Origin of the sequence: Lactiplantibacillus sp. YT640 (assembly GCF_049745435.1) — a bacterium.
Lineage (GTDB): Bacteria > Bacillota > Bacilli > Lactobacillales > Lactobacillaceae > Lactiplantibacillus > Lactiplantibacillus plantarum.
Map to the genome: position 1 here is coordinate 53,190 of NZ_JBMNVY010000018.1, position 7,027 is coordinate 60,216.

A 7,027-nucleotide genomic window follows, 5' to 3' on the forward strand; every position below is an offset into this window, starting at 1 on the left:
CTCACTCACTCCCACGTAGACTAATTTGAAATTGGCTCCAGAGATAATCAGTGACCAATAGATGCTGCTGCCCCACTGCTTTAAATCGCCGATCAAGCAACCGATAACGTGGCTGTTTCTGAACCTTTTCAGCTGTCGTCAAGTCAAATATTAACCGGTAGCGATGCTTGGTGGTCGGTATCAAATTCACCGCGGTCACTCGTTGTGACTGCGCATGATTTAGCTTAACGCGACCAACCAACCTGACCGGACGCGTCAACCGATTGGCACGATAAACGGCCAACTGCGTACCGCGCTGACGAAACAGGTATAAGTGTTGATCAATCAAGCTCATTCCAGCAACTTGGCGCGCTGGGAGCTTTCCTAGTTGTAACGCGTGCCAAGCTTTGACCCGTCCAGTCTTCGTGAGCTGTCCATAATAGAGTTTGGCGCGACTGCTTTGGCGATCAATGCCGCGAACCACAACAACCGCTGAACGAGTCGTACCTGGAAAGACGGCCTGAACCCGACCTTGCTTAAAATCAGCCCCGTTAAAGTTCAACCGTTGATGTTGCCAATCTTTAAAATTAGTCGTCCAGTAACGGTCTTGCCCATCTATCAACGTCAAGCGGCCATTCGCGTACCAGACACTCGGCCGCGACAATTGCACGTGCGGATAACTAATTGGTAGTTTCGTCCATATCCGGCCGTCTTGGCTGGTACTGATACGACCGTACGTTGTCGCATCACCACGCTGCTGTCGATTTTGAAAGACCGGCGTGGCGGTATTCTGAGTACCGGCCTGTAAATACCGTGCTTGACGTAGCGTCTTGCGTAGCTCCACCGTCGTCTGTGCAGAACGATACTTTAGATGCACTGTTTGATTACGGCGCGGCAACAAAGTCGCCAATGGATCGCGATTCGTTAAGACATAGCCGTTAATGCCAGACTGAAATAAATTGCGGTGATTGACCTTACCTACTAAGGTAATTGGTCCGGGTGAAATAATCGGCGTCCCATTTTGATCAGTTTGATAAATCCGCGTGACCGTGTCTTGACCGCGCTGAATACTCAGGGCGTAGCAAGCATATCCCAATAATAGTGCGAGCAATGCTAGGCTCCCCCACACAATTGCTAGCCGTTTTCTCATCTTCAATCATCACACATTCTTTTATTTGGTCGTTGCAAATTCCGACGCGACTGTCACTAAGGCCGCGTGAATCACTTGGTGCATGTCATAGTAGCGATACTGGCCTAGTCGACCACCAAAGATGACTTGCGGTTCAGCTGCGGCGAGCTTCGCATACTGTTTGTAGAGCGTATTGTTGGTTTGATTATTGACCGGATAATACGGCTCGTCACCCCGCTGCCAGTTCGCTGGAAATTCACGCGTAATCACAGTTTGATCCGCATCGCCCTTACCGAACTCAAAGTGTTTGTGTTCGATAACCCGGGTATACGGCGTCTCAGCATCAGTGTAATTGACTACGGCATTACCTTGATAATTATCCACGGGCACGGTTTCAGTCTCAAAACGTAGTGAACGGTAGGCTAATTCCCCTAACTGATAGTCAAAGAATTGGTCAATCATCCCGGTAAAGACGACTTTCGGGTATTGGGCAAGATACTCAGCCTTATGCGCAAAGAAGTCGGTGTTCGTTTCCACGGTAATTTCAGGATGAGCTAACATCTTCTCAACGATCTGCGTATAACCACCGATGGGAATACCTTGATAAGTATCGTTAAAGTAATTGTTATCGTAAGTGTAGCGTACCGGTAACCGCCGAATAATGAACGCTGGTAAGTCCGTAGCCTTTTGTCCCCACTGCTTTTCCGTATAACCCTTGATCAGCTTTTCGTAAATATCGGTCCCAATCAACGCAATTGCTTGTTCCTCCAAGTTGCGTGGTTGGTGATCACCGAGATTCGCCGCCGCGCGTTGTTCCGCAATCTTAGCGGCTGCTTCTGCCGGTGTCCGAACGCCCCAGAGTTCACTGAACGTATTCATGTTGAACGGCAAGTTGTACATGTGGCCCTTGTAATTAGCGACTGGGCTATTCGTATAACGGTTAAATTCCGCAAATTGATTAACGTAATCCCAAATTTCACGATCCGAAGTGTGGAAGATATGAGCCCCGTATTGGTGGACTTGAATCCCCGCCACTTCCTTAGTGTAGATATTACCAGCAATGTGGTCGCGCTTTTCAATCACTTTGACCCGTTTACCGCGCAAGGCTGCTTCATGAGCAAAGACGGCACCAAATAGTCCCGCACCAACTACCAAATAATCGTATTGTTCGTTCATGTGAATTCCCCCAAAATTAACTTGTTCTTGGTGAATTATAACAAACATTACGTGATAAACAATCGCTCAACATACGGATATAATGGGTTTTAATCAAATATTGGGGCTTGCTAAATTAAGTTTACTATCTAAATAACAAATAATATTATGATTACCGGTTTCAACCATTGCGGCTAAATACAAGCAATCATCTGAATGCTTGCTGGTGGTCACTGGTCAAAAGACCAATAAACGTTGCTGTAAAAACAGTAAAATTATCCATTCGAATTACAAAATAAATCTAAAAATTAAATTTTGCTTTTCCGTCTAAAATGTCACCAAAACACAAAACTAGTTGTGCCAAGAAGTTTTTTCTCAGCACAACTAGCTTTTAATTCGTTGTTAATAATGATGAAGCTGATGTCCAAAATTGAGTCGGCCTGGTTTAGTAATCTGACCTTAAATTGCAATAATCACTGGTTTCGCCTGTATACGGTTCCCATGTCATCAGACAGTTCACGATCAGGCCCACACTAAAACTTCTGTCCCGGCATGAAGTTGGGATTCAAGCCCTCACGCTCGCGACTCGCATCACGTAACGCCTCCAAGTAAACTCTGATAACCATTTTGCGATAGCCACGATAAAACGGTCCACAGAGTTTAATGGCCAATCGGGCGTAGAATCCAAGCAACCATCCGAGACTGACCAATGAGTTTGCACGCCACCGCTTAATCGTAATCAAGCGATTGCGCTGCCCGTAATAGAGACGCCAATCGGGTACGAATTTAGACTTGAAGTCCAGGGAAGGTAAAGCCGTCTTGTGAATTAATTTAGCCGCACTCACATTGACCGGTCGACTCAGCTTGGCCGTCCGTACCGCGTACTCACAGTCATCCCACCAGATAAAGTAGCCAGCGTCCGCCACTCCCACTTGCTTGATCACAGCCACACTCATGAAAACACCGCAGAAAGTGTACTGGTCAAACTCAAAATTACCGCGATATTCACTTTCAGGGACCGCCTGCGCTTGAAAGGTACTCCAATTGGTGAACCGGTTCCGCTGATCCGCTTGCAAACGGCCATCCTCAATATACACACTCCCCGTCAAGATTTGGCGATTTGGATGATTTTGCTGATAAGCAATTAGTTTTTCAAAATAGTCTGGCTCAAAAATTGCATCATCATCGGACATTGAAACCCAATCCAAGTTCGGATCTGCCGCCGCAATCTGCATCCCCCGAGCAAAGCCCCCAGCACCACCGATATTTTTGGTCAAATACCGGTAATCAACACTTGGATTAGCCAAAATATCAGCTGTTTGTAATTCAGCTTTTGTCCCATCCGTCGAATGATTATCAATAATAATAATTTTCGCGGGTGGGACCGTCTGATTCAGTAGTGCCGTAATTGATTCGATTAGTAATTGTTTGCGGTTGAAAGTTACCACAATCGCCCCATATTGCATGTTTGTCCACTCCTTGTCTTAGCCTAACGTCCTTTATGGTAAATAATCTTGATTGCGCCCAAGCCGGTCATGCCAACCATCACGGTAACCTTGAACATACGCTTTTATCAGTGGCCCCGCTTGGCCCCATCTATCCCGAAAAAGCAAGATGGCGAATAATTTGCGCGCTAAAAAGCGACGGGCATACCAGCAGGTAACCCGAGTTTGCCCACGGTGTTTGAATAATGATGCCAGCCGATTACGCATCACGTAATATTCCTTCCACGGCGCTATAGCAGTACGAGTATACGTCGTTTTGTGTAGGACCAACGCGTCGTGGACATTTAGAAACTGACCATACTTGCGAGCCCGGAGCGCATATTCAAAGTCATCAAACCGAATAAAGTAATCCTGTTCAGGTAGCCCAATTCGTTCAACAATGCCGCGACTCATTAAGATACCCACAAACGAAAAAATATCATACTTAAAGTCCTGCGCATAGTCGGCTTCGGCTATGGGCTTAACCGTCAGTGTTTGCGAATTGGTAATCATTTCACGATGCATCGCATCATGGTGTCCATTTGGTAATAACACCGATCCTGAAAATACGCCTTGTTGCGGCTGAGTCACAATCGCTCGCCGCATCGCCGCAAAGTAGCCGGTCTGAAAAATCGCATCATCATCAGAAATCGAGATCCAATCACAGTCAGTCTGCAATGCTAGCCGGATTCCAGTTGCAAAACCAGCGGAACCACCAAGATTTTGCTGACAACGAACGTAAACCAAGTGTTGATCATCAAAGTCAAATTGTTGCTGAATAAACGCCTCCGTCCCATCCGTCGATGCGTTATCGATGACGAAGACATATTCTGGCGCTTCCGGCTGCGTCAAGACACTCTCAATAGCCTCCGCAAGTAGCGCTTTACGATTAAAAGTCACAATCACACACGCAATTTTTGTCATAAGCTTCCCCCAAATTGTTATGATCACTTAAAACTAATCCGAATTAGTCAGTTAAGCTGACTAGCCGTTTCAAGTAATTTTTCATTATACTAGTCTAGTTTGATTATAGCTAGACGTGGTGGTTAGGATAAAATATTTAAACCTGATTTTTAAGGGGATTAAACGTATTTGGAGGTTAGTTTGGAAAGATGCCTATCATTAACTGTGTCGTTATCAAAAACATGCCTTGATTTCAGAGTAATTTAAAAACACATCACAAAATTAGTTACCGAAGCTAATTTTGTGATGCACACTTTCTTAATTCTTTTTGATTTTCTATGCAATCCAGTCGTCGAATACATCCATCAATTCTCTTTCCTCAGGATAATCAAGATAAATAATTAACCTCGACCCTATACTTCAGTAGGCAAATCAATTGATCATACTGCTTAATCATTTAAATCAATCGTAATTGTTCACCCTCTAAATTTAAAAACTCATGGAACCTTAGAATTAAGATCTTACAATTTGTGTATGAATCTTGAGGCATATATCCAATAAAAGTATTCATATCTTCAGGATAGCCCTGGTTGTCATAAAATTTTTCAATTTCATCCAATAATTTCTTGTCATCAGTTACTTCATCATTGAGCTTGGACAGATAGACAAACCTAAGTTTTCTATTCTCTAGTTTATACTCATCATTGTTTTTTTCAGATACTAAGTTAAAATGACACTTTATTTCAATCAATATTCGTGATGAGTCCCCGTCTTCAACTCCCCATGCCAATTGATTGATAAATTCATCATTAATTCCGCCTTCCATTAGTTCAACAGCATAATCTGAAATAGCTTGAATGGTAAAATACGCCATTTCCATGCCAACATAAATTGTTTCCCAATTATAGGTTAACCTTTTTGCTCTCAAATCTTTTAACGTTATTAAATTCATAATAAGTTCCTTTATTTGTCGTGTGTTTAGTTAGACCTCAAAGTTGTTTGGCCTCTAATAATAAATCTTCGATGACTTGCGTTTAACTAAGTTCCTAGCCGCACAGTTCATCGTCATATTTAGTTGATTGAACATCTTTTTACCCAGTGACCTTCCTCATAACTTTCTTAACAGTTGCCAAAACATTCGCACCTTTGTTAACTTAGCAAATTTATAACATGTTCGGGATCATTCAGTATTCTTCCTGATAGTAACATCATTGGGCCCACCTCTACACCTAATTTAGTCACTACATTAATTACTATATTACTACCTGTAATCGTCCTAATATTTAGAATATGCTAGGTTCATCAATATTCTAAAAACCAACCGATATCCGGCAAATGGTTTTCGTCGAATATCGGTTGGTTTATCTGATTAATTGATATTGCCTATTCGCATGATGCTTAATCTAAATTAATCAGCCATAGTAAATTAGACTAACCAGCAAGGCTACTGACCAATAACAACACTAGTTCCTGTGTCATATTTTCCACCATCATGGCTATAACTGACCATCCAGATTAACGTATATCCGGACCTTTATCGCAGTTTGTTTTTTTACTCTAATTCTCCTTCTACTATATCTAGCAAAAAATCACCAAAACTATTATATAAGACTTCATTTTTTTGAACGCTTTCAGCAAATCCTGGAAAATAGGAAGTAATTTTAGGCTCTTGATTTGTATTTAATTCTCTATAATTTAAACAAAGAATTTCACCCATCTCTGTATTATAAATCATCACTAAGTTTGTGGGCATCTTTACCACCCTACGTTCATCCAAAGTTGCCCAAACTGCATCGGGAACTCCTGAATTTTCAAAATCCTCAGTAAAAACACCATAGATTTCAGCCGCACCGAATGTTAAGGCGCCATATTCCAATAAGAACTTCCTATAATCAGACGGAAACTGTACACCTAGTTTTGTTTCTCCCATTGCTATTAATTCACTTGACGCCCCACCAAAATGATCTACTAAATCTTTGTTTTCATGTATTAAAATTTTTGCTTGGCTATAACTGCTCACTATGCAATCTCCATTTGTTTATAATCCTTTGCACTATTCTTCTAGGAATTCCTTTTTCAACTTTCCTGGCTGACGTTTATTCAATTCTTCAGTCGTTCCTTTATTGCTGTCCTAACAATCTTCCATATGATTAAACTACCCGAATTTTTCAGCAATTCATGGTGATACTTCAACATCAACCACATTTTTATAAGGTTGCACTTGCTTTGGCAATTCAGTAGGTTAATTTCTCGTCTGCTTCATGGTTATCTTTATGATAGTTTTAAATTAGAGGAGAGCGTAAAATATCTTGTGTAAATGCATAAAAGATTTCTGAATTGTATAGAAATAGGGAATGCCTTCCCTTATGATATTTAG

6 protein-coding genes are annotated in these 7,027 nt (G+C 42.1%); all 6 read right to left on the reverse strand.

Features of this window, described 5'->3' with window-relative positions:
• Window position 1: 1 nt before the first annotated feature.
• The gene (locus ACOV1R_RS11210) at window positions 2–1,129 is read right to left on the reverse strand and encodes a polysaccharide biosynthesis protein (RefSeq protein WP_225914140.1); all 1,128 of its coding nucleotides are present in this window, start codon (window positions 1,127–1,129) and stop codon (window positions 2–4) included.
• Window positions 1,130–1,150: 21 nt separating this feature from the next.
• Window positions 1,151–2,284 (reverse strand): UDP-galactopyranose mutase, encoded by a 1,134-nt coding sequence (gene glf, locus ACOV1R_RS11215; protein WP_003644178.1) that lies wholly within the window; start codon window positions 2,282–2,284, stop codon window positions 1,151–1,153.
• Window positions 2,285–2,796: 512 nt separating this feature from the next.
• Window positions 2,797–3,729, reverse strand: coding sequence for a glycosyltransferase family 2 protein (locus ACOV1R_RS11220; protein WP_021357577.1), 933 nt, complete (start codon window positions 3,727–3,729; stop codon window positions 2,797–2,799).
• Window positions 3,730–3,762: 33 nt separating this feature from the next.
• Window positions 3,763–4,671: a glycosyltransferase family 2 protein gene (locus ACOV1R_RS11225; RefSeq protein WP_053338797.1), complete on the reverse strand. Its 909-nt coding sequence runs from the start codon at window positions 4,669–4,671 to the stop codon at window positions 3,763–3,765.
• A 436-nt stretch (window positions 4,672–5,107) separates the two neighbouring features.
• Window positions 5,108–5,602, reverse strand: a complete 495-nt coding sequence (locus ACOV1R_RS11230; RefSeq protein ID WP_054519218.1) for a DUF2247 family protein — start codon at window positions 5,600–5,602, stop codon at window positions 5,108–5,110.
• A 600-nt stretch (window positions 5,603–6,202) separates the two neighbouring features.
• Window positions 6,203–6,670, reverse strand: a complete 468-nt coding sequence (locus ACOV1R_RS11235) for an SMI1/KNR4 family protein (protein ID WP_003643275.1) — start codon at window positions 6,668–6,670, stop codon at window positions 6,203–6,205.
• Window positions 6,671–7,027 lie beyond the last annotated feature (357 nt).

Bases quoted from the DNA above. Each gene is read 5' to 3' on its own strand.
- ACOV1R_RS11210 (WP_225914140.1), bottom strand. From the start codon at position 1,129: ATGAGAAAACGGCTAGCAATTGTGTGGGGGAGCCTAGCATTGCTCGCA.
- glf (WP_003644178.1), bottom strand. From the start codon at position 2,284: ATGAACGAACAATACGATTATTTGGTAGTTGGTGCGGGACTATTTGGT.
- ACOV1R_RS11220 (WP_021357577.1), bottom strand. From the start codon at position 3,729: ATGCAATATGGGGCGATTGTGGTAACTTTCAACCGCAAACAATTACTA.
- ACOV1R_RS11225 (WP_053338797.1), bottom strand. From the start codon at position 4,671: ATGACAAAAATTGCGTGTGTGATTGTGACTTTTAATCGTAAAGCGCTA.
- ACOV1R_RS11230 (WP_054519218.1), bottom strand. From the start codon at position 5,602: ATGAATTTAATAACGTTAAAAGATTTGAGAGCAAAAAGGTTAACCTAT.